The sequence below is a fragment of the Agathobaculum faecis genome (assembly GCF_014287995.1).
GTDB classification, from domain to species: Bacteria; Bacillota; Clostridia; order Oscillospirales; family Butyricicoccaceae; genus Agathobaculum; species Agathobaculum ammoniilyticum.
Genome location: NZ_JACOPL010000001.1, coordinates 150133 through 171457, shown reverse-complemented (window position 1 = coordinate 171457; position 21325 = coordinate 150133). Strand labels below are relative to the sequence as shown.

Genomic DNA, 21325 nt, shown 5'->3' with positions numbered 1-21325 from the left:
TTACGCAATCTTAATATGTACCTCCTGCTTTTATGGAAAAGTTGCTTGACAGGGTTCATCTTCCATGCTATTTTGTATATATAATATATGTACAATATGGCACTTGACAAGGCAAATGCCTCATTGTACAATTGTATCATTTCAATAATATAGTTAGGAGAGGACCGCTTATGAAAGCAAAACAAATCCTTGCATCCGCCCTGGCAGCCGCCGCTCTGCTGGCCTCGCTTCCCGCCGCGCTCGCGGCAGACAGCGAGATTCCCGCTGCCCGTGGTGAAGTCTGCGCCGCGCTCATCGCCGCGGCGGACGACTACAACCCCGGCGTGACCGCTGCGGATGTGATGCACGGCGACCCAGACGGAAACCTGCGGGAAAACGCCCCCGTCACCCGCGCCGAGGCGCTCGTCATGCTGCAGCGCGCGTTCGGCGGCCTGCCCGCCCCGCAGGGCGACAACGCCCGCAAGGGTTATCCGGCGTCCAACTTCACCGACGTCCCCGCCTGGGCGAAGGAGGAGCTGGCGGACGTGTTCGCCGCCGGTATTGTTGCCGGCACCTCGTCCACAACCTTTTCGCCGGATGAGAACGTCACCATGGAACAACTCGACAAGTTCATCCACCGTACCTATACCCTGTTCGGCTCCAACCTGAAGGACGATTTCTATGCTTCGGTCAACAAGGATTGGCTGGACAGCTCGGTCATTCCGGCAGGCCAGTCCTCCACGGGCACGCTGTATGAAAAGATGTACGACACCGAGCCGCTCAACAATCTGATCGAGCGCACGGTTGCGAACCCCGTGGGCGAGGACGCGCAGCGCATCGCCGCGCTGTATACCAATATCCTCGATTGGAACGCGCGCAATATGGCGGGTATCGAGCCGATCCGTCCCTATCTGGAAGCAGCCGAAGCCGCGCAGAGCGTAGACGAGGTGATGGAGGTCAAAAAGCAGCTCGCAGAGGAGCTGGCGGGCAACGCGCTGGTCGGCTTCACGCTTTCGGCGGACGCGAAGGACTCCACCCGCTATACGGTCGGCTTTTCCGCCTTCTCCCCCTCGCTGAGCAAGGACACATATGCCAATGGTGGGAGCCAGAAGGACGCGTACCTGACCTATATCCAAACGCTGTTTGAAATCGGCGGCGCAGACGAAGCGAGCGCTGCGGCGGACGCGCAGCGCATTTGGGAAATGGAAAAGGAACTGTCCACACACGCGCTCGACCGGCAGGACTACGGCAATGTGGACAAGACCTACAACGTCTACACCATGGATGAACTGAAGTCGCTCTATCCCACGCTCGACCTAGACGATATCTACGCGCAATCCGGCCTGGCCCGCTCGGACGACCAGATCGTCGTTTCCGACATCGGCCTGCTTGAAGCCTCGCCCAAATATTTCACCGAGGAGCACCTGACCGACCTGAAAGCCTATCTGCGCCTGACCATCCTTGCAGGCTACGGCGGCATGCTCAGCCAGGATTTCCAGGATGCCTCCGACGCCTATCAGGAAGCTTTCCTCGGCATCTCCGGCACGCTGAGCGACGAAGCCCTGGCCACCCAGCTTGTCCAGCAGTATTTGTCCGACGAGCTGGGCCGCCTGTACGCTGCGGAATACTTCTCCGAGGAAGCCAAGGCCGATGTGGAGGATATGGTATACGACTTCATTGACATCTACGAGAGCCGCATCCGCTCGCTCGACTGGATGAGCGACGCGACCAAGGCGAAAGCAATCGAAAAGCTGGACGCGCTGGGCGTCAAGGTCGGCTATCCGGATGAAGGCAAGTGGAATGACTATTTCAAGGGCGTGACGCTCAAAACCGCGGACGAGGGCGGCAGCTACTTTGACAATATCATCACCCTGCTGAAAGCGCAGCAGCAGATGCTGATCAAGTGGCAGGGCCAGCCGGTCAACAAGGGCCTGTGGCCGATGGCGGCTTATACGGTCAACGCCTGCTATGTACCCTCCAGCAATGAAATCGTATTTCCTGCGGGCATCCTGCAAGCTCCGCTGTATGACGTGAACGCCTCGCGTGAGGAGAACCTCGGCGGCATCGGCTACATCATCGCGCACGAGATTACGCACGCCTTTGACAACAATGGAGCCAAGTACGACAAGAACGGCAACGCCGCCGACTGGTGGACGGCGGAGGACTACGCCGCTTTCCAACAGCTCTGCGATGAAGTGACCGCTTTCTATGACGGCGTGGAAGCCGCGCCCGGCATCACCTGTAACGGCGCGCTCACCCTTTCGGAGAACATCGCCGATCTCGGCGCGGCGCAGTGCATACTGGAAGCCGTCCAGCGCGAAACCAATCCCGATCTGAAAGCTATGTTCCGCGCCATGGCGAACACCTGGTGCTCTACCATGCCGCGCGAAACCGCTGCGTATTATACGACAGTCGACGTACACGCACCGGATAAGCTGCGCGCCAACCGCGTGCTGCAAACGCTTGACGCATTCTACACCACTTTCGGTATCACCGAGGGCGACGGTATGTGGATTGCGCCCGAGGACCGCGTGGCGATCTGGTAAAAAAAATCCCTACTAATTGTACAAAGAAATTCGAAAGGGTCCGTATCAAAGCGATACGGACCCTTTTTGACTCCTTTTCAACACTATTTGATTTTACCCTCCGCAATCCCGCGTTCCCTGATACGGGCGCGGACATCCGTCCGCAGCAGAGTATATATGACGGAGAATACCGGAATGGCAAACAAAATGCCCAGCACACCGCCCAGACTCGCGCCCAGCGTTACCGCCGCCAGCACCCAGATGGAGGGAAGGCCCACCGAGCTGCCCACCACACGGGGATAAATTACGTTCCCCTCGATCTGCTGCAGCACCAAAAACAGAACGATAAACCACAGCGCCTTTATCGGGCTGACAATCAAAATCAGAAAAGCGCCGACAATACAGCCAATAAACGCGCCGAAAATCGGAATTAACGCCGTAATGCCGATCAGGACCGCGATAACCAAAGCATAAGGCATCTGGAAAACCGACATGCTGACGAAAAACATCATTCCCAAGATGAAGGCTTCCAGGCACTGGCCGGACAGGAAGCTGTTAAAGGAAGATGAGGTCAGACCGCAGACCATGAGGAAACGGTCAACCTGTTTTTCTGGCAGGAACGCATAAAACAGGCGTCGGAACTGCCGCCCAAGATTTTCCTTCTGCAGCAAAATATATATGGCGAAAACAATGCCGATGATGGCGTTGGCAAAGCCGCTGACCACCGAGGTCGCAATGCTGACTGTATTGCTCAGGATATTCCCGTTCCGGAAAAATTCCATCAGCATGGAACCGATTGCCTTCCAGTCCACATTAAGGAAGCTGTCCTTAATTGAAGCAATTTCGCTTTCAAACATCGGCAAAAGCGCGGTTGCTTCGTCCAAAAGCTGCGGGATGCGCACGCGGGCATAGGACATTTCTCTGCCGATCGCAGAAAAGGACTGATACAGCTCCGGCACGATCAGGAACAGCATAATGGCAATCACGCCGCCAACCACAACAAGCGTAAGGATCAGGCTGAAAATGCGCTTCGCCTTGCCGGCCCTTTTCCCTTTCGCCGGTTTAAGGCGGGAAAACAGCTTGGTTTCAAAAAAGCGCATCGGCACATTCAGCACAAACGCAATACAGCCGCCGATCACAAACGGCGCCATAAGTCCGAACAGATAGCGCAACGCATCGGCAAACAGCTTTGTGTTCTGCAGTCCGGCATAGAGGAGCACCGTAAATAGGATCAGCCCCATGATTTTCAGGATATTGTCTCTATTCAAATTCAACGCCTTGAACCCCTCTTGCACAATATAAGTATCTCTATATAAGCACTATCCTTTGATGAAGTCAAGACTATTGCCGCAAAATTTACTTTATTTTAAGAGATTCCCGTCTTGGCGCCGATTCACAGCTTTCCCGGGAACAGTGTTCCCGAAACGCCTCCTCTGATGATTTCATAGATCGCGTCCGGATGCCTGCCATTGGCAATGATTGTATCGATCCCCTGGGAGACTGCCAGCTCCGCGGCCTTTAATTTGGTGCGCATCCCTCCTGTCCCCCGCCGCGAGCCTGCGCCGCCTGCTAGTGCATATTTGCTTTCGTCTATGCATTCTACCCGGCTGAGCAGCTTTGCGTTTGGATGGAGACGGGGATCGCTGTCGTACAATCCGTCGATATCCGAGAGGATAATCAGCTTTCCAGCCCGACATAGGACTGCGACAATGGCGGAAAGCATATCGTTGTCTCCGAACAGCTTTTCGTCCGACTCTATTTCCGTATAGCTGACCGAATCATTTTCATTGACGACCGGAATGATTCCCAGCTCAAGCAGGGTATCAAAGGTATGGATCAGGTTTTCCTTTTTCTCCTCCTGCTCCATATCGTCCGCATTCAGCAAAATCTGGGCAATCGTTTTATCGTAATCCCCAAAAAATTTATCGTACAGGAACATGATGCTGCACTGTCCTACCGCTGCGGCGGCCTGCTTGTGCCGCATGCTTTCTGCGGCCTGCAGGTTGAGCTTATTTTTCCCTACCGCAATCGCGCCGGAAGAAACCAGTATGACCTCATACCCCATATTCTGCACGCCGGAAAGCACGCAGGCCAGCCGGTCAAAGGATCGGAAGTCGCTTTTTCCCCATTCGTTCGTCAGCGTCGATGTCCCTACCTTTATAACAATCCGGTTCTGATATAATCCCATTTTCACACCTCGATCACGATTGCCGCATGGTTGACAAACGGAAGAAATTTTTTCATAATATCCGCTGTCTGTATTTTCATATAGCCCGTCGTAGTCCCATCACTGCACCCATACCATGCCGCATCCGCCACCTCCCGATCGAAGACGAGCTGCACATGGTTCTGCCGGTCCAGCAAAGCGCTGAATACCGTCGCAGCCCCGACCTTTGTCCCCAGCATCTCCAAAAGGCTCTCCGCAGGCGCAAACGAAACACGCGCAATCTCCAACGCTTTGCTGAAGGCTCCGGACCGGAACGCCTTATCCCCTTTCGTGACAAACAAATAAAACGACGTCTGCTGCCGGTTGCAGAGGAACAGGGTTTTCACCATATCCATTTGCAGCTTTCGGTTGATACTGGCACAATCCTCCATGGTGACCGCCTCATCCGTATCCACGCGCTCAAACGGAATCTGAAGCCACTCCAGCGTCTCATAAACAGATTTTTGAAGCGGTGTTTTGTACACCACAGGCGCTGTGGTTTGAATCTCGCTAACATAAAACATTTTTTGCCTCTTTCCCTTGCATCATCGACAAATATACTGTACCATATTTTTATAAATTACAAAAGCAAATGTTTTTCATATAAACCATGATAAAATCAGATGCAAAGGATGGGACATGGCATATGGATGGGAATATTCAAAAATATCTCGCATTGATCCGAACCGTGGAATGCGGAAGCTTTACCAAGGCTGCCGAGATGCTTTCCTATTCGCAGTCCGGTATCAGCCGCATGATCCGCGATCTGGAAAACGAGTGGCGCGTCTCCCTGCTTGAACGCGGGCGGGCTGGCGTTCGCCTCACGTCGGACGGTCTCACGCTCCTGCCGTATGCGAAGCGCGTCTGCGAGGAATACCGCAAGCTGCAAATGCAGGTGGAGGAATTGAACGGCCTGCAGTCCGGCCTGATCCGCATCGGCACGTTCTCCAGCGTGGCAACGCACTGGCTGCCCAACATCATCCGTGCGTTTCAAAAGGATTATCCCCATATAGATTATGAATTGCTGCTCGGCGATTACACGGAAATCGAAACCTGGATCATGGAAGGTAGGGTCGATTGCGGCTTTCTGCGCCTGCCGGCGCATCCCGATCTGGAAACCATCTTTTTAGAGCAGGACCCTTTGCTTGCCGTTCTCCCTGTGCAGCACCCTTTGGCGGACTGCAGCCGTTTCCCTGTTTCCGCTTTTGGCAGCGAACCGTTTCTGCTGCTTGAAAAAGGAGCAAATACGGAGGTTTCCGAAATTCTCAAGCGCTGTGACCTCCATCCCCCCATACACTTTACGACCTGGGACGATTATGCGATCATGTCCATGGTGGAAAGCGGCCTTGGCGTCAGCATCCTACCCCAACTCATTCTAAAGCGCATCCCCTACCGCATTGTCGCGAAAGAACTTGACGTTCCGGCTCACCGCAATATTGGCCTCGCGCTGCGGGATAATAAAACGGTTTCCCTAGCGGTCAAACGCTTTTTAGACTACCTGCCCTACCGGAATGCATAAAACAAGCCGCACAGCATCAGCTTTTACGCTGCACGCTGTGCGGTCATTTTTATTTCAAAATTCGATCGACGCCATGACTTCTGACACATCCGGCTTTTCCGAAATCAGGCCTTCGTCGTACATCCAGTTAATGTTCTCCTGCCAGCACGCCTCGGTCTGGCTGAGGAAAGGCGCATCCGCTGTCTCCATCAGCGGAAGAAGCGTTTCGCAGGACTGCTTCTCCACCTCTGGATCGAGCGCGAAATTCGCCTCGTCCTGATTGTCCAGCAGCACCTGCAGCACCTCGTCCGTATTGCTCTGGAAATCATCAAAGCCCTTTGCGCAGGCGCGCAGGAATCCTGCCAGCACTTCCGGCTCGTTTGCTATCATTTCATCGCTCGCCAAAAAAATCCCTTCGTAATATTTCGGCACGCCGAAATCATCCGGAAAGAAGTAGTTAACCGCAAAACCTTCCTTCTCCATCTGCGGCACCTCATGGTTGACTAGGCACCCAATCGTTGCATCCACGTTGCCGGTCGTCATGGACGCCATCAGTTCAAAGCCTACATCCACCATTGTTACATCCGAGGGATCAGCGCCGCTGTTTTTCATAACGCTGCGGATCAGCGCTTCCGACAGCTCGGTACCGGCATAGCCGACCGTTTTGCCGACCAGATCCTCCGGCTTTGTGATATTTTCATCCTTAAGCGAAAGAACAATGTTAAGCGGTGTCTGCACGACGGCAGCGATCGATTTGATCGGCACATCCTGCTGGACACGCGCCTGTATCACATCCTGCTGGTAGTACAGCCCGATATCCGCCTTGCCCGCCGCGACCATGCTCATCGCGTCATTGACACCGGCCGGCGGCTGGATATTGACCGTTAATCCTTCCTCCGCGAAATATCCCGCCTTTTCCGCCTGATAGAGGAACGCGTGCAGCGCGTTCGGGTACCAATCGAGTACGACCGTCAGTTCGCGCAGCCCGTCGCCGTTATCCGAAGCGTTTTCTGTCTGTCTGCCGGCGCAGCCGCCCAGCAGCATCGTCAAAGCCGCAATCGCGGCAAACACTCTTTTTTTCATCAATCAATTCCGTTCCTTTCCACTGTTACAGCAAATTCCTCCGCTCACAGGCTTCCGCGCCAGGTAATGACCCTTTTCTCTATCCAGGATACGGCTGCCACTGCAAGCATCGCCACCGCGCTGAGCAGCACGATGGGGGCAAACACGCCCGCCCCGTCAAGCTGCGTCATCATGCGCCGGCTGAAATACCCCAGCCCCGCCTGCGCGCCCAGCCACTCCCCGATCGCCGCGCCGATGATGGACAACGGGATCGCCATTTTGATGGCAGAAAAGAAATACGGCAGCGCGGCCGGTAACTTGAGCTTCAAAAATATCTCCCTTTGCCCCGCGCCGAACGTTTGCAGCATATCCATCATATCGGTCTTGACCGACCGAAAGCCGTCAAACACTGTGATCGCGATTGGGAAAAATGTGATCAGCACGGTGACCAGCACCTTGCTCCAGATCGTATATCCGAACCACAGGACAAACAGCGGCGCCAGCGCGGTCGTCGGGATGGTCTGCGAAGCCACAATCAGGGGATACAGCATTTTTTCCGCCACCGGACTTGCATCCATCAGTACTGCGAGCAACAGGCCGAGAACAACCGATATGGCCAGCCCAATGCCGGTACACAGCAGCGTCGCCGGCAGGTGCGCGGTCAGCAGCGGCTCTCGCAGCTCCCACATGCGGACCAGTATCTGTGTGGGGGACGGCAGGATATATGCGGCATCCATTCCCGTCGCGCCGAGCTGCCACACAAGCAGCAAAGCGAACAGGAGTACCAGCGCAGGCAGGTTCGCATTCCAGCGCTTCATACCGCCACCTCCCGCCGGAGCATGCCGATCAGGCGTTCCCGCAGGGCGAGCATTCTCGGCTCGGTCAGACAGGCGCGCGTGCGCGGATAAGGCGCAGGCACTTCGAACGAAGCAAGGCGGCAGATCGGCGTTTCCTCCACCACCAATACGCGGCCGGACAGAAAAATCGCCTCTTCCACGTCATGCGTGATAAACAGCACGGTCTTGTGGTCGTTTTCCCACTGACCGAGCAGCCATTCCTGCATGGTGATACGGGTCAGGAAATCCAGTGCGGAAAAGGGCTCGTCCAGCAATAGCAGCTCGGAACCGGTCAGCAGCGTGCGCGCGAATGCCGCGCGCTGGCGCATCCCGCCGGAAAGCTCGTCCGGCCGCTTATCGCCCCAGCCGGACAGACCGACATGCGCAAGCGTCTCTTCCGCGCGGCGGTCCATTTCCGCGCGGCTGACATCTCCGCGCACCTCCATCGGCAGGCACAGATTATCCCGCACGGTGCGCCATGGGAACAGCAGATCGCGCTGCGGCATATAGCCGCAGTAGCCGCGCCGCCCGTCGATGCGCTCTCCGCCGACCAGAATCTCCCCCGCCTTGCGTGTCAGAAGCTGACCCACCAGCCGGAAGATCGTGGACTTGCCGCAGCCGGACGGCCCGATCACCGAAACGAATTCTCCTTTTTCAATCTGAAACGACAAGCCGTTGATAATATTGAAATCCTCGCTGTCGTACTGGAAAACAACCTTTTGAAATTCCAGCATCGCTCACATCTCTCCGTTCCAAGCCATGTCCCAGAACATCGCCTCATAGCGCGAGCAGGCGACAAAGATGTCCGTCAGGCGCGCCTGGCGCTTTTCCGGATACCCTGCGGCAAGCTGTTCCATCAGCGCGGTCAACCGCTGGTTTTCCTCCGCGTAGCTTTTGCTCGCATAGCCCCGCACCCATTCGCCGTAAAAGCCGTGCTGCTCGGCGTCCGGATAATTCCGGACGATCCACTTCGCGATATATTCATAGCTGAGCGCGCAGGACAGCACGGCCGCCATGATCTCAGCTGGCCCCTCCTCCGCCGCGACAGCGCGCATATAAGCGGTATAGGAGAGATTGCTCAAGGTCGGCTTTTCGGTTTCGGCCCGCTCCTCGGTAATGCCCATGCGGCGCATGTAGCCCCGATGAATTTCCAGCTCGCCATTCAGGATGCTCGCCACATAGGAGGCGAACGTCCGCATCACCTCAGGCTCCTGTGATTTGACCACGCCCTGCGCAAACACCTTGGCATAGTCGAACAGGTACAGATAGTCCTGCAACAGATAAAAACGGAATTTTTCTACAGCAAGGCTGCCGTCCGCGATCCCCCGCACAAAGGGGTGGGATAAGTACCCCTCCCAGATCGGGCGGGATGCGTCGAGCATCCTTTCGGTTATTGAATTGTTTTTCAAGGTGGTACCCCCAATGAATTTTCCCGACTGACGGCGTTTGGCCGGCAGCACTTGTTGATTTTTCTTACAGAATTTGTACGCGGAGCTTTGCCGCAAGATCGCTTCCGGTCAGCATGCTGACCGCGTCAATCAGGCGTGTACGAAAGGAAGCGGTGCCCTCCATCTCTTCACATACACGCCGGTACGCCAATTCCCCGCAGGTTTTCATCACCCCCGATGCCGCGACCGCGGCTTCAAAAAGATTTTCCGGATTTGCGCCGCAGTATGCTGCGGTCAGCGAAGTCAGCATGCATCCCGCGCCCGTGATACGGCGCATCATCTCACTGCCGCCGCGCAGTACGGCGGTACACTTTCCGTCGGAAACAATATCCAGCGCCCCGCTCAGCAAAACAACCGCGCCGGTTTCCCTGCTGAACAGGCTCACACGCCGCGCGGATTCACTGAGGTTTTGCTCGGTCACCTGGTCAAGCGCGTTCACCTCCACGCCAAGCGTATGCTGCGCGCCTGTCATCAGCGCCCACACCTCGGACGCGTTGCCTCGCACCACAGAAACCAGCCCAGCCTCCAGCAGGCGGGCACACATTTCCCCCCGCAGTCGGCTCGCCCCCGCAGCCACGGGATCCAGGATGACCGGCCGTTTTCTGCGCTTTGCGGCATGCGCGGAAAGCAGCATCGCTTCCTGCGCCCGCAGCGCGCCCATATTCAAGGAAAGCGCGTCGCTGCGCGAGGTGATCTCAGCCACCTCGCGTTCATCCTGCGCCATGATCGCCGATCCGCCCGCGGCGAGTATGATATTCGCACAGTCATTGACCGTGACGTTATTGGTAATTGAATGAACCATCGGCCGTTTTTGCAGGGTACGCTCTACAATTTGCGCTACACACTCTGTCACCGTAGGGTACCCTCCAGTTGGCTGAAAACGTGCGTCCGTTTCAGAGCAGACAGAACAAGGACCGAAACCGCCGCGCCGACGACAGTGGAAGCAAGAAACGAGGGGACGAAGGTGAACAGGGCTGCGGTGGAATTGCCCATCAGCAAAGCGGCGACCGGATAGGACGCTATCGCGCCCAATACGCCCGTACCAAACACCTCGCCGGCATAGGCGGCGGAAAGCTTGGGAAAAATCCGGTAGGCAAGGCCGCTCAACAGCGCACCAATCATCGAACCGGGAAACGCCAGCAGGGTACCCAGACCCAGTAGGTTGCGGATAAGCGCCGCTGCAAAACCCATGCCCAGCGCATATCCCGGCCCCAGCAGGACCGCTGCGGTCACATTAACCATATGCTGCACCGGAGGGCATTTCGCACCGAATACCGGAATGACAAGCAGGCTTCCGATTACAGCAACCGCGACGAGCAGGCCGGCGAAGCAAAGCTTTCGGATAGATTTGTTATTCATGATCGTTCACTCCTCCGGAAATATACGGCAAAAGTGGTTCAGCGGACCACACCCATGCCCCAGGCCGGGCGCCCGGCGGATCGCATCCGTCACATAGGATTTCGCAAGCTCCACCGCTTCCGGAACTGGATGCCCCAGCGCCAGATTCGACGCGATCGCGGAGGAGAGGGTGCAGCCTGTTCCATGCGTGTTACTGGTATCAATCTGCCCAATCTCATAGCGCCGCGCACTCTCTCCGTCAAAAAGCACGTCTACCGCGCCGGCCATGTTCCTCCCACCCTTGATCAGCACGTTTTTGCAGCCCTTGGCGTAAATCAGGCGCGCCGCCTCCTCCATATCCTCCGGTGTGCTGATTTTCATGCCGGCAATATGCTGCGCTTCCGGAATATTCGGCGTCAGCAGATCCGCATACGGAAGCACATATTTTATCAATGTGCCGACGGAAGCAGGCTCCATAAGCGGGTCGCCGTTTTTGGCGAACATCACTGGATCGATCACCACATGCTGCGGCTGGTATTGTTCAAGCTTTCCGGCTACCGCTTTCATGCAGGCGGGTGAGGAAAGCATGCCGATCTTGACCGCGTCCGGCACGATGTCCTCGAACACAGCGTCGATCTGTTCCTCAATCATCTTTGGACTAATATCCTGAATATCGATCACACGCGCGGTGTTTTCCGCGACCACAGAAACGATCACGCTCATACCGTATACGCCGTGCGCCGCCATTGTTTTCAGATCAGCCTGGATGCCAGCTCCGCCCGAACAGTCCGAACCGGCAATCGTAAGTATTTTTTTTAACATAATATCCTCCTACACGAACTAATATCTCGCTAAAAACAAAAAGAACACCCCTCTTCAGGATGTTCTCATGTATTCGACACGTTTCACAGCATGTGACAACAGGCGTTTTCCTCTGCATCCCTACGTTGGCATTATCCAAATCAGGTAAGGTCGAGGGGGACCCCCTCCTCTCAGCCTCCAACGGAAGCTCCCTTGCAGTGCTATCGTATCATTCCACATTTTATTTGTCAAGAGATATACGGAAAATGTGTCCCTTTCCTCCCCTGCTTCCCTCATATAAAGAATCCGTGAAGAATTATTTATTCCATAGCAACCGGATTGACAGCGTCAGGAGCTTTATGTATAATGAACCCAACCTATTTTACAAAGGAGTATCCCTGCCATTATGGATAACGCGGACAGTAGCGACGCAGATGAAAACGTAATTTTTCAGGAAATCATATCAGCAGGCATAGCATTACGCCCTTTTTGCAGGGTGGATTTGCTGTGCCTGCTTTTGTAGCTGTCCGTTTCTGCGACCGGACAGTATTTCAGAAGAATCATCGAGGAGGATTACCTTGGAAAAGTCTATTGGATTGATGCTGTTACTTCAATTGGTTTTGATTGCGTTTAATGCGGTTTTTGCCTGCGCGGAAATTGCGGTCATTTCGATGAACGATAATAAACTCGCCAAACTGGCCGAGGCCGGCGATAAACGGGCAATTCGTCTCGCCCGCCTCACCAATCAGCCGGCGCGCTTTTTGGCAACAATACAGGTTGCCATCACGCTTTCCGGCTTTTTGGGCAGCGCGTTCGCTGCGGAAAACTTTTCGGATGTTTTGGTCGGCTGGGTGGTTTCCTTAGGCGTCCAGATACCGGCCGCCACGCTCGATACCATCGCCGTCATTGTGATTACGGTCATTCTTTCCTACGTCACCCTGATTTTCGGCGAGCTTGTCCCCAAACGTGTCGCCATGCGGAAAGCGGAAACGCTTGCCCTCGGCATGGCCTCCATGATGAGTGCGATCGCAAAGCTCTTTGCCCCCATCGTTTGGCTGCTGACCATTTCCACCAACGCAATCCTTCGGCTGCTGGGGATCGATCCGGAGGCAGACGATGAGGAGGTCAGCGAAGAGTCCATCCGCATTATGGTGGATGTCGGCAGTGAAAAAGGCGCAATCGACCACGAGGAAAAGGAATTTATCCAAAATGTATTCGAGTTTGATGACTTGACAGCAGGCGACATCGCAACTCACAGAACCGATGTGGTTTTTCTATGGCTGGAAGAAAGCATGGAAGAATGGAAGGCAACGATTTATGGCAGCCGCCATACCCGCTATCCGGTCTGCGGCGAGACGGCCGACGACGTGATCGGAATTTTGGATGCAAGGGATTATTTCCGGTTAGAGGATGAAAGTCGGGATTCTGTCCTAAAAAACGCGGTAAAGCCGGCATATTTTGTCCCTGATAGTGTAAAAGCGGACGTTTTATTCCGAAACATGCGTCAGAACCATCACAACTTCGCTGTTGTGTTGGACGAATACAGCGGCCTGGATGGTATCCTTACGCTTAATGATCTGATCGAACAGTTGGTTGGCGATCTAGGCGACGAGGAAACTGAAGCCCAGGTATCTCCTCCCATCGTCCAGCTTGATACATCCACCTGGCAGGTACAGGGCAGTGCTTCCCTCGAGGACTTGTCAGAAGCGTTGGGGATTCCCCTTGCGTATGAGGATCACGATACCTTCAACGGCTTGGTTTTTGGAACCCTTGGCACAGTTCCACAGGATGGCTCTCAATTTGATCTTGAAATCGGCTGTATGGTAGTCAAAGTAATCAGCATTCGGGAACACCAGGTGGAAAACGCTATTATTCATTTGAAAAGCACCGCCCCTGTTACTTGCGACGATGCCTCTGGTCAGACAGCCTGATCTACATAACGGATCGTGAAGCAAAAAACTGCAGCCTATCTCAATAGGCTGCAGTTTTATTATCAGCTTTTTGTTTGGATCTTTCCTGCCTGCAAAGTGGCTTTCCATTTTAACGACAGCGCACCAGGCACGCCGTCCTTCCCGACTATCGACGGCTCGGCTGGAGGTTGCTGTCCCTATACCAGCTTAAAAAAACTTTAAACCACTACATACCGGCTCACAATAAGAACTGTGTTAGGAGTAACCGTCGATTTTCTCCGTTTCACTTCCGCCTTTAAATTTCCTGGTTATAATGAATCCATTGAAAGCAAAACAAGCCCGACGAAATCACAAGATTTCGTCGGGCTTGTCGTATCATGTATCAGATCAGGAAAAAGTAGTGGACTACTTGCTATCCTTAAGCACTTTTTTTAAAAGCATGTAGGTACGTTGTACAGAAGATATGCTAAGACGTTCCCTAGATGTGTGGACATCTTCCATATCTGGGCCGATAGATACACAGTCCAAGTCCTCAATACTGTCTGCAAACAGGCCACATTCTATTCCAGCATGAACTGCATCGATTTTCGCATCCACACCAAACAAGGATCGATAAGCGTTTACAATGGTGTCTTTGACTACCGAACTTGGATTATAGGCCCACCCTGGATAATTTCCAGAGATATCAGTATCTCCACCAGCTAAAGTAACAGCTGCTTTCACGCGATCTAACACCCATTTTTTTTGTGTCGTCATAGAGCTACGTACGGAATGGGAAAGAAATAGCTCCTGCTCATGCAACTCCAACACTCCAAAATTGACAGAGGTCTGCACCAGACCAAGCATATCCATACTCATAGCCTGCACCCCATCTGGTAAAGCCAGCAACAACTGCACAACTCTTTTTGTGCATGGCACAGTGAGAATGAGAGCCTCCTTTTCAGGCCGAACCTCTGTAGCAACAGTTAAATCCGGCTCTGTCGACGCATATTCTTTCTTGAGTGATTCGCCTATGGAGGCCGCTATATGTAACACCATATCTATTTCGTTGGCCGGTACAAATAGGATTGCTTTACTTTTAGGCGCAATAGCAGTCTCTCTGGTTCCACCATTAAGCTCAGCTAACTGACAGGATGTTTTTTCTGCTATCGCGTTCAATACTCTTGCCATTAAGACATTAGCGTTAGCACGACCCTTGTCAATCTCCACACCAGAATGTCCACTTTTCAGCCCACTTATTTCCAATGTGATTTGAGGTAAGCTTTTGCTTTCTCGTTGGATAGGAACTATAGAATGGACATTAGCCCCGCCGGCGCAACTACACATCAACACCCCCTCGCGTTCGGAATCTAAATTGATGAGTTTATGTCCCGATAAATTGCGGCAGTCAAATGCAAATGCGCCAAGCATCCCAACCTCCTCATCTGAGGTAAACAGAACCTCCAAAGGCGGATGCTCCAACGAATTGTCTTCCAGTAATGCTAAACACATAGCAATCGCGATGCCATTGTCTCCACCCAATGTAGTTCCATTTGCGCGAATCCAGTCCCCGTCTACGAACGGGACAATACTATCTTTCTCAAAATCGAACTCCACGCCAGTATCTTTCTCACAAACCATGTCCGTGTGTCCTTGAAGGATTAGTACATCTGAATTTTCATATCCTATGCTACCAGACTTGCGGATTACCAGATTGTTCGATGAATCTCGAGTCCAAGATAGACCCTGTTCCTCTGCAAATTGGACACAATAGTCTACTAAAGCAGATACATTGCCAGAGCCATGGGGGATTCTACAGATCGATTCAAAAAATTGGAACACTCGTTGCGGCTGTAAACCCGTTAAACCGTTCATAATATCCTCTCCTTGTATAATGTATTTACGGTTTTGGATTGTGGTGGGAACCGCATAAAACCCACTTGTTGTTTCATCAGGCAGATGAGATAATAGGGCCAACAGACAGAGGGTACAGATCAGCTCATTGAAGAAGTGCTTCGGACGAAAGAATTGCGCCTCTGTCTTTGCGGGTAGACACGAATGAGCTGGATAGCGAGTATGCGGGGTATATCTGACGAGGCTGTGCCCTGCAAAGAAGCGTAAGGGAACTCTGTCTGAAATTTTGTAACAGGGGATTTCGCCATGTTCTACTGCGGGATCGACATCGCGAAATACAAGCACGAAGCAACCGTTTATAGATGAAAGTGGGAAAGCCCTACTGGACAGCATCTCATTCGCCAACAGCAAAGAGGGCACGTTTGGAAATTTTCTGCCGAGTTCCGATAAACTCTCCGTACTGTGTAACCCGTACATCCAACCCGGCAAAGGCAGCCAGCTTGTTGGGGGTGTCAAAGCGGTGGATGTCTCCAATTTCGCTCAAAATAATGACCCCAAGGATGTCCAAGATGCCAGAAATCTGGCTATCCCCTGACCGGTATCCCTACCGCCTCTGAATTTATTGAGATCATCGCTTCTTACATACTGCGTCCCTTTCAGCCGCAGACTGCTCCCCGGCACCTTATCATGCCCTGATCACTTCTCATCTTTCTTCCACCTTTTTCGTACTAACCTCTTGACCTTTTATAGCCGGTCTTGCCCATAAAATATAGAAATAGACTCAATGTCACTCTACGCCGGTACGGTTTCCACGATAGAATATTGGATACAGAATGAGATACAATATACAAGCAATGACAATGGCGTTGAGAGTAGGAATCAGGAGTTCTGGTAGCAATAATGCTATGGCAGAGCCAACAATCCAAGCAATAACACCAGCCCAATTGAAACCTGGCTTCTCTGCCCACGCGGCAGGATTACCTTTCTTTATGACAAAGTAGTCCACAGCGACGACACCTACGATGGGAGGTATGAATACAGCCAGGATATTCAAGAAACTGTTGAAATAATTAGTAATCCCAATCACTGCCAGCAGTGTGCCTATGATGCCGGCTCCTAATGTAAACCATGCGCGTTTGTTATCATGGGCGCCTGTCAAACTTAACAATGCAAACCCAGCGGAATAGGCATTACATACATTGGTTGTCCATGTCGCGAGAACCAGCACCAGCATCCCCAAGATGGGACTGCCGACACTGGAAAGCATAGTAACAATGCTTCCAGTGTCCATTCCAACAGCCCCTGAATGGATTGCCAGTATAGATCCGACCAGCATCGTACCAACGCCTACCGGAATGACACCAACTATACTGGAAATAACAACATCTTTTCGGCTTTTACAGTAGCGAGTTACATCACCGGATAAAACAGCGCCAGAAGCAAAACCGCCAATAGAAGTTCCTACAGCAGCAATCATCGACATTTGCGTAGTAGGGGTATGGTTGGTGATTTTAACAATGGATTCAGGGTCGCCAAATACTACAATCATGGCATATACTAAAATGAGAATAAGTGCGGGAACTGCGATGACATTCAGCTTTTCAATCCAGGAATATCCATAAACTGCAGTAATGCACATAATCATTCCCCAAATGATAGTGGAAAGCATGCTGGGGATAGGCACACCAATCCCCTGAAGAATGGATGCAAAGGCTTCACCGCAAACAACTGCTTGAAATCCAAACCAACAAGTGTAACAAAATGCTATGATCAGAGAAACCAATTTGCTTGCACCCGCTTTTCCAAAAGAACTGGAGATTGCAACGACAGCCGGCAACCCACGATCAGCAGAGAGGATACTCATAAGGATCATCATGATAACAGAGACGCTATATCCAATTATCATCGCTAAGGCAGCCAAGCCAAAAGGAAGGCCCATAGTGATGCCAGCGCCAACCATCAGCGCAGGAACACAGCAACAGGAACCAGCCCAAATAAATGCAACTCCAGGCCAGCTTTTCCGTTCTTCTATCGGGATAGCGTTTAGGCCGGCAGATTCCACTTGTGAATTTTTCGCCATATGTTCTCCTCCATTACTTTTTTATTTCCATAATCGTCAGGAGTGTCCAAATATTTGACAAACGGCGTGGGGGACTCCCCCACGCCAAGAGGTGCAAATATATAATCAATCAGTTCAAGGGGATAGCTTTGTCTGCCACAGAATAACCGATTAACTTCAAGATATGAGCCCAGCAACTATATCCAGACTCGTGATCCCACCAGCGCTGAGGAGCCCTGACACCCAGAAGCATTACATTTTGTCCTTCTTTTGTGTCAGCGTTGGTCAGAGGCTTCATTGTGTCAGTATCGAGAAGGATAATGAGTTCCGGGACTACCAGCAGAGCACTATCTTGCGCGTCTCGGATAATAAGATTTTCGTTCTTAAAGTCTATTTTATACAATTTACCATCGTCACCGGTAATTATTGTCTTACCGAAGTCAAATCCATTTTCCACGGAGACATCAATTTTACTGATTTTTCCGGCAGTAAACACCTTATGTTTTACACCAATTTCTTCAAGCTTTTGGGAAAGGTTATCCTTAGTGGTTGCATTATTCCGAAGGATAGCACCCACCTGCTGATCCCGACTAATTTGCCCAATGGCGGATGCCTTTTCATGATCGGCCTTGCTCATCATCCAAGTAGAGAAGCCTACACTCATACCATACGCCATACAGATAGAGCGGGCAATTGTCTCGCAGGCTACACTGTCCAGCGGATTTTTAGGATGGCCTACCACAAGATCACCATTGGAATTTGCCAAAACTAAAGGATCTATCGGGATATTATTGATTGGAGCTAAGCCGGTATTTAACTCGGGTACTGCTCTGCCATTGCCGTCCAGATCTAGCAACGGAAGTCCTGCGTGAAGGGCAGCATAAATGGGAACCATTGTATTAAACCCGCCCTGTTCCCCGGAATAAACGTAGGCAACTTTCTTTCCGGCATCCTCTGCTACTTTCATCATACCTTTAACCACACTGATAGCTTCAGGTCCAAAGCCTTTCTCTTTCATAGCTAACGGAGAACCCAAGCCGGCGGCCATAACCGAATACTCATCGTCCTCCATTTCGCTGAGAGGATAGACTTTTAACTCTACATCCTTAGGGAAGGTGTTCAAAAGGTCCATGCCATTGGAGATCGATCCACCGCCACCTGCACCAAAAAAAGTAGCACCATAAATGACATCCACCAGTTTGTCGTAATCATAGACATCGAACTTCTTCATATCATGCCGCCTCCTAAATTACATGTTTTGTGTGGTATAAGTGTAAAAATTGTTCTATAAAAATTATAGCTCTACACTGTTGATCTGTAATTGTCTTTTGGGACAAAAAAACAGCGGGCCTGCTTATTCGTTTTGAACAAGCAGGCCCGTCAACAAACATTATTCTCTAAGTAGGCGATTCAGGGATACGGCCATATAAAGCGGATATGCGTCAGGCATCTGGCTGGGAACATATCCGAGCAGGTCTTGAGCAATGTGAAGCCGATATTTGATTGTGTTTAAATGGACGAAAAGGAGCTTCGCTGTCTGTGCCATGTTAGATGGAGTATCCAGCAGATATGTCTCAAGCGTAGAAATCAGAACGGGATTGGCTGTTTGGAGTTGATTCAATATATCCAGATACTGTTGCAGTCTTTCACGGTCGCCCAACAACGCGCAACACTGCCTTGCAAACAAAATATCTGAGGAACGCATGACCAATTTCTCTGGATAAATCTTTCGCGCTGCATCAAGACATGCAACGCTATCCAAGTAGGCATTGCGCACGCTTTTCGTAGTCTGTAAGCAATCATAGCAAACAATATCGTAATTGGCGCAGGATTGAGCAAGTAGAGGGCAGATATTATCAAGCAACTCCTGCCTCTGGTCGTACCGGTCAGGGGCGCAAGTGAATACTACCAGGTTTTCTTCGTAATAACTGATTAACAACAAGCTATAATGAGATGAAAAATACTCGGTAATCTCCCGTACTATGCTTTCACTATACTGCTGGCTGTTGTCTTTAGGATGGAAAAGCCACATTTGATTTAGCTTGCTGACATCGATATTAAAAAGTTGTGATAAACGGGTCATTTGACCAACATCATCGTTAATAATAGCCCGAACGATTTCTGTGGTGACCATTTTCTGCGGATTCTTGCTCCAGATATTGATAAATAGTCGAATTAGTTCACTGGTTTGCCAAAGAACATCCTCCGATAAAGAGTCCTTATATTTTAGCAAATACACGCAACGTTCGCCGGGATCGCTAAAGAGAACAGGGCAACGCTGGAGATGGCCGATGCTATCCCCAAGGGAAATTTGCAACGAGTTGAGCCCTTCCATTTTCCTAAGCCACTTGCTTAAATTGTCTTGTATGGTATCAAGTAGGGCGCGCGGCCAGCAAACGCACAAATGGTCTTGCGAAAAGGGATCGGTCAAGATTACAGAAGCATGAAGATGATCGCTTAACATACGCATAAGCGCCTTTATGTTTCGCTGATGGGGAGGCAAATCGGATATACGCTGCAGTAGGTCACTAACGAAGTAGCTTTCCCTCTGACGAGATCGGAATACTTCGAACATAATCTCACCGATAATCTCGCTGTATCGTATATTTAGCCGTCCTTTTGGCATGCAAATCAAAGGAAATTCCAACTCATTACACAGGTCGATCAGTCGTTGATCAACTTCCGGCAGGAGAAATCCCACATAAAACAAGATGAAACCCACAGCACCAATGCTATGATACCGCCTAATATTTTCACACTGCGTTTCTATATCATTCCGGATGTTAGCAAAGGCGGTGATAATCAGTTCACTGCCCTCGTAATGGTTGGAACCGAAAAACTGTTCCAATTCATCGCTTATCTCGGCATATTCTAAAACATTTATAGATTCTACCGGCTGCAATAGTGAATTGTGTCCAGATAAGACTTCTGCACCAGCCATCGATGGCAACCGAAGTACATCAGCAAGGGTAATACTCATGAAAGCCGCCTCATATTAGAGTAGTATTGTGAAAAATTATAGCAAGCATAGTCGATTTTGTAAGAGGGAGTGTACTCATAGAGCGTTTAACTATTTACCTGCTAAATATTTATAAAACATTGATTTTGAGCGTTCAATAGAACTTTTTCAGAATACACTTCATATTTCCTCGCTTTGATTTTCACAACTTCCTATATCGTTTGTTCTTTTTAATGATGCAAAACGATGCCTATTCATGTTCCTCGGCCAGAATTATCCGTGTTTTGTCCTTGTTCCTGATTGTAAGCATTCAACGAATAATCAAAGCGGCCGGTCTGGCGATCAGCTTCCCGCCTATCGCATCGTCTACTATGCAGACGCCTGTCCGCAAAATTTTTCTGTATCTCCTGCTCCTTGTTGCACAGGGGGATACAATCTCGCTTCCTGACAGGTACTTTGTTCATCGCTGGCAGCTTCTACAAGTATACAGACTTCTGCTTTCCGTCTATAGCTACATATTTATAAAAATATCTTGCTTTACTCTGATTCTCCTCAGTCCGCTGTTCCAACATGGTATCGTTCTTTTCCGTCTGTTAGGGAAAGAGCCTTGATGCGATATATTGATTATATCATAATTACAATAAAATCACAGCCTTTCATTTTACTTTTTATGATATAAATTAATATGTATCCAGGCTCTTTTTCGTTAGATAACGTCCAGACTGTATCACCTTTTCTAATTGTTTGCGCTTGATCTGGATGCAGTTCCGTTCCAGATGTACCACGGCGCATCTGGCGCCTCTTTGCCAGCCACTGCAACTTGTTTTCCCCGATCAACGATCAATATGCTATTAGAATTTGATCGGATACA

19 protein-coding genes and 1 riboswitch are annotated in these 21325 nt (G+C 51.2%); of the genes, 3 read left to right on the top strand and 16 right to left on the bottom strand.

Annotated elements, in window-relative coordinates; all coding sequences use genetic code 11:
- The first annotated feature begins 170 nt into the window (after nucleotides 1-170).
- Complete coding sequence (locus H8S45_RS00860) at nucleotides 171-2525, top strand: M13-type metalloendopeptidase (RefSeq protein ID WP_147573668.1); 2355 nt, start codon at nucleotides 171-173, stop codon at nucleotides 2523-2525.
- Between the two features lie 83 nt (nucleotides 2526-2608).
- Here the strand turns inward: H8S45_RS00860 and H8S45_RS00855 are convergent, their stop codons facing one another.
- The 3 genes from H8S45_RS00855 to H8S45_RS00845 all read right to left on the bottom strand — a co-directional run bounded on the left by H8S45_RS00855 (nucleotide 2609) and on the right by H8S45_RS00845 (nucleotide 5234).
- Nucleotides 2609-3778 carry an AI-2E family transporter gene (locus H8S45_RS00855; protein WP_186949435.1) on the bottom strand — a complete coding sequence of 390 codons (1170 nt, stop codon included), beginning with the start codon at nucleotides 3776-3778 and terminating at the stop codon, nucleotides 2609-2611.
- A 119-nt stretch (nucleotides 3779-3897) separates the two neighbouring features.
- Nucleotides 3898-4692, bottom strand: a complete 795-nt coding sequence (proB, locus tag H8S45_RS00850) for a glutamate 5-kinase (protein ID WP_054325885.1) — start codon at nucleotides 4690-4692, stop codon at nucleotides 3898-3900.
- 2 nt (nucleotides 4693-4694) lie between these two features.
- Complete coding sequence (locus H8S45_RS00845) at nucleotides 4695-5234, bottom strand: prolyl-tRNA synthetase associated domain-containing protein (protein ID WP_107630442.1); 540 nt, start codon at nucleotides 5232-5234, stop codon at nucleotides 4695-4697.
- 122 nt (nucleotides 5235-5356) lie between these two features.
- Here H8S45_RS00845 and H8S45_RS00840 point away from each other — a divergent pair, with 122 nt between their 5' ends.
- Nucleotides 5357-6229, top strand: a complete 873-nt coding sequence (locus H8S45_RS00840; RefSeq protein ID WP_107630441.1) for a LysR family transcriptional regulator — start codon at nucleotides 5357-5359, stop codon at nucleotides 6227-6229.
- Between the two features lie 54 nt (nucleotides 6230-6283).
- Here H8S45_RS00840 and H8S45_RS00835 read toward each other — a convergent pair whose 3' ends face one another.
- The 7 genes from H8S45_RS00835 to thiD all read right to left on the bottom strand — a co-directional run bounded on the left by H8S45_RS00835 (nucleotide 6284) and on the right by thiD (nucleotide 11714).
- On the bottom strand, nucleotides 6284-7291 hold the full coding sequence (locus H8S45_RS00835) for an ABC transporter substrate-binding protein (protein ID WP_147573665.1): 1008 nt from the start codon (nucleotides 7289-7291) through the stop codon (nucleotides 6284-6286).
- Between the two features lie 44 nt (nucleotides 7292-7335).
- Nucleotides 7336-8088, bottom strand: a complete 753-nt coding sequence (locus H8S45_RS00830) for an ABC transporter permease (RefSeq protein WP_054325883.1) — start codon at nucleotides 8086-8088, stop codon at nucleotides 7336-7338.
- Nucleotides 8085-8840, bottom strand: a complete 756-nt coding sequence (locus tag H8S45_RS00825) for an ABC transporter ATP-binding protein (protein ID WP_054325882.1) — start codon at nucleotides 8838-8840, stop codon at nucleotides 8085-8087. Before H8S45_RS00825 ends, H8S45_RS00830 begins: the two co-directional genes overlap by 4 nt.
- A 3-nt stretch (nucleotides 8841-8843) precedes the next feature.
- The gene (gene tenA, locus H8S45_RS00820; RefSeq protein WP_243182338.1) at nucleotides 8844-9515 is read right to left on the bottom strand and encodes a thiaminase II; all 672 of its coding nucleotides are present in this window, start codon (nucleotides 9513-9515) and stop codon (nucleotides 8844-8846) included.
- A 64-nt stretch (nucleotides 9516-9579) separates the two neighbouring features.
- Nucleotides 9580-10407 (bottom strand): hydroxyethylthiazole kinase, encoded by an 828-nt coding sequence (gene thiM / locus H8S45_RS00815; RefSeq protein ID WP_242977789.1) that lies wholly within the window; start codon nucleotides 10405-10407, stop codon nucleotides 9580-9582.
- Nucleotides 10404-10913: an energy coupling factor transporter S component ThiW gene (gene thiW / locus H8S45_RS00810; RefSeq protein WP_186949433.1), complete on the bottom strand. Its 510-nt coding sequence runs from the start codon at nucleotides 10911-10913 to the stop codon at nucleotides 10404-10406. Before thiW ends, thiM begins: the two co-directional genes overlap by 4 nt.
- A gap of 6 nt (nucleotides 10914-10919) precedes the next feature.
- Nucleotides 10920-11714, bottom strand: a complete 795-nt coding sequence (thiD, locus tag H8S45_RS00805) for a bifunctional hydroxymethylpyrimidine kinase/phosphomethylpyrimidine kinase (RefSeq protein WP_107630438.1) — start codon at nucleotides 11712-11714, stop codon at nucleotides 10920-10922.
- A 99-nt stretch (nucleotides 11715-11813) separates the two neighbouring features.
- A riboswitch (TPP riboswitch) is annotated at nucleotides 11814-11918 on the bottom strand.
- A 353-nt stretch (nucleotides 11919-12271) separates the two neighbouring features.
- On the opposite strand from thiD, the gene H8S45_RS00800 reads away from it, so the two are divergent.
- Nucleotides 12272-13624, top strand: a complete 1353-nt coding sequence (locus tag H8S45_RS00800) for a hemolysin family protein (RefSeq protein WP_242977788.1) — start codon at nucleotides 12272-12274, stop codon at nucleotides 13622-13624.
- A 384-nt stretch (nucleotides 13625-14008) separates the two neighbouring features.
- Here H8S45_RS00800 and H8S45_RS00795 read toward each other — a convergent pair whose 3' ends face one another.
- The 6 genes from H8S45_RS00795 to H8S45_RS00770 form a co-directional block, all read right to left on the bottom strand.
- Complete coding sequence (locus H8S45_RS00795; protein ID WP_159068014.1) at nucleotides 14009-15457, bottom strand: aminoacyl-histidine dipeptidase; 1449 nt, start codon at nucleotides 15455-15457, stop codon at nucleotides 14009-14011.
- Between the two features lie 373 nt (nucleotides 15458-15830).
- The gene (locus H8S45_RS16115) at nucleotides 15831-16007 is read right to left on the bottom strand and encodes a transposase (RefSeq protein WP_407925827.1); all 177 of its coding nucleotides are present in this window, start codon (nucleotides 16005-16007) and stop codon (nucleotides 15831-15833) included.
- 216 nt (nucleotides 16008-16223) lie between these two features.
- Nucleotides 16224-17516, bottom strand: coding sequence for a purine-cytosine permease family protein (locus tag H8S45_RS00785; protein ID WP_054325879.1), 1293 nt, complete (start codon nucleotides 17514-17516; stop codon nucleotides 16224-16226).
- Between the two features lie 109 nt (nucleotides 17517-17625).
- Nucleotides 17626-18726 carry a DUF917 domain-containing protein gene (locus H8S45_RS00780; RefSeq protein WP_054325878.1) on the bottom strand — a complete coding sequence of 367 codons (1101 nt, stop codon included), beginning with the start codon at nucleotides 18724-18726 and terminating at the stop codon, nucleotides 17626-17628.
- A gap of 159 nt (nucleotides 18727-18885) precedes the next feature.
- On the bottom strand, nucleotides 18886-20475 hold the full coding sequence (locus H8S45_RS00775) for a PucR family transcriptional regulator (RefSeq protein WP_054325877.1): 1590 nt from the start codon (nucleotides 20473-20475) through the stop codon (nucleotides 18886-18888).
- 603 nt (nucleotides 20476-21078) lie between these two features.
- Entirely contained in the window at nucleotides 21079-21273 is a 195-nt protein-coding gene (locus H8S45_RS00770; protein ID WP_147573662.1) for a hypothetical protein, read from the bottom strand.
- Nucleotides 21274-21325: the final 52 nt, after the last annotated feature.

Coding starts and splice junctions, on each gene's coding strand:
- H8S45_RS00860 (WP_147573668.1), top strand. CDS start 171: ATGAAAGCAAAACAAATCCTTGCATCCGCCCTGGCAGCCGCCGCTCTG.
- proB (WP_054325885.1), bottom strand. CDS start 4,692: ATGGGATTATATCAGAACCGGATTGTTATAAAGGTAGGGACATCGACG.
- H8S45_RS00845 (WP_107630442.1), bottom strand. CDS start 5,234: ATGTTTTATGTTAGCGAGATTCAAACCACAGCGCCTGTGGTGTACAAA.
- H8S45_RS00840 (WP_107630441.1), top strand. CDS start 5,357: ATGGATGGGAATATTCAAAAATATCTCGCATTGATCCGAACCGTGGAA.
- H8S45_RS00835 (WP_147573665.1), bottom strand. CDS start 7,291: ATGAAAAAAAGAGTGTTTGCCGCGATTGCGGCTTTGACGATGCTGCTG.
- H8S45_RS00830 (WP_054325883.1), bottom strand. CDS start 8,088: ATGAAGCGCTGGAATGCGAACCTGCCTGCGCTGGTACTCCTGTTCGCT.
- H8S45_RS00825 (WP_054325882.1), bottom strand. CDS start 8,840: ATGCTGGAATTTCAAAAGGTTGTTTTCCAGTACGACAGCGAGGATTTC.
- thiW (WP_186949433.1), bottom strand. CDS start 10,913: ATGAATAACAAATCTATCCGAAAGCTTTGCTTCGCCGGCCTGCTCGTC.
- thiD (WP_107630438.1), bottom strand. CDS start 11,714: ATGTTAAAAAAAATACTTACGATTGCCGGTTCGGACTGTTCGGGCGGA.
- H8S45_RS00795 (WP_159068014.1), bottom strand. CDS start 15,457: ATGAACGGTTTAACGGGTTTACAGCCGCAACGAGTGTTCCAATTTTTT.
- H8S45_RS00785 (WP_054325879.1), bottom strand. CDS start 17,516: ATGGCGAAAAATTCACAAGTGGAATCTGCCGGCCTAAACGCTATCCCG.
- H8S45_RS00780 (WP_054325878.1), bottom strand. CDS start 18,726: ATGAAGAAGTTCGATGTCTATGATTACGACAAACTGGTGGATGTCATT.
- H8S45_RS00775 (WP_054325877.1), bottom strand. CDS start 20,475: ATGAGTATTACCCTTGCTGATGTACTTCGGTTGCCATCGATGGCTGGT.